The organism is Blautia sp. AF14-40 (assembly GCF_003479665.1).
In the GTDB taxonomy this organism is placed as follows: Bacteria; Bacillota; Clostridia; order Lachnospirales; family Lachnospiraceae; genus Fusicatenibacter; species Fusicatenibacter saccharivorans.
Genome location: NZ_QUHK01000098.1, coordinates 1 through 778 on the forward strand (window position 1 = coordinate 1; position 778 = coordinate 778).

Sequence of the window (778 nt, forward strand, 5' to 3'; positions counted from 1 at the left end):
ATCAAGCAATATCTGAAAGCGGTACTTTTCAACGCACCCAATACCATAGACAGCTATTACACCGCCCTTGTCAACCACGATATGTACGGCGGCTATTAAAAAACAGGAGGATTTTAGTATGGCACAGAAAACAGGAGCTTTGATTTTTGATGAAACGGCAGACCGTTACGACATTCGCTTTGACCTTAACGACTACTACGGAGGATTGCATTGTGGGGATTGCTTTGAAGTGTTTGTACGCGGCAAATGGAAGCCGACCCGCATGGAGTACGGGAACAACTGGTATCTTGTTGGTGTGAGGGCTTCGGATTTGAACGGGCTGCGGGTGCGTATCTAAAGGCGGCATGAAAAATGTACGCCTTATTTTTATGCCCCGAAGCGGCACACCACCCTAACCAAACTATGAAAGGAGGGATTTCATGCAAGATGAAGTCAATGAAAAAGTCGTGTCTTTAGCAATCAAAACATCTAAGCTGACCGCCGAAGTGCTGCAAAAGGCTATGAAAGCCCTGCTTGCCAAAGGCAAAGGGCAGCTAACCAAAGCCCCGCATGGAAAAATCACTATGCGGCAGCTTATGAAGCCGGGAGAAAAGGTTTCCAACATTGAGATTACCGACCAAAATATCAAAGCCTTTGACCCTATCGCAAGGAAAAACGGGCTTGATTACAACGTCAAGAAGATTGAGAACGGCAAGCCGCCGACCTATCTTGTGTCTTTTAAGGGCAAGGATATTGACGTTATGACCGAAGCATTTCGGGAATTTACCGCAAAGAAATT

The 778-nt window shown here is 46.0% G+C and carries 3 protein-coding genes; all 3 read left to right on the forward strand.

Annotation, left to right across the window (positions count from 1 at the left end; translation table 11 throughout):
- A partial coding sequence (locus tag DWW13_RS18425) for a DUF6017 domain-containing protein (RefSeq protein ID WP_236879803.1) occupies nucleotides 1-99 on the forward strand: 99 nt, incomplete at its 5' end.
- A 19-nt stretch (nucleotides 100-118) separates the two neighbouring features.
- Nucleotides 119-337, forward strand: coding sequence for a DUF5348 domain-containing protein (locus tag DWW13_RS18430; RefSeq protein ID WP_118530728.1), 219 nt, complete (start codon nucleotides 119-121; stop codon nucleotides 335-337).
- Nucleotides 338-419: 82 nt separating this feature from the next.
- The coding region (locus DWW13_RS18435) for a PcfB family protein (RefSeq protein ID WP_147398348.1) at nucleotides 420-778 on the forward strand (359 nt) is incomplete at its 3' end.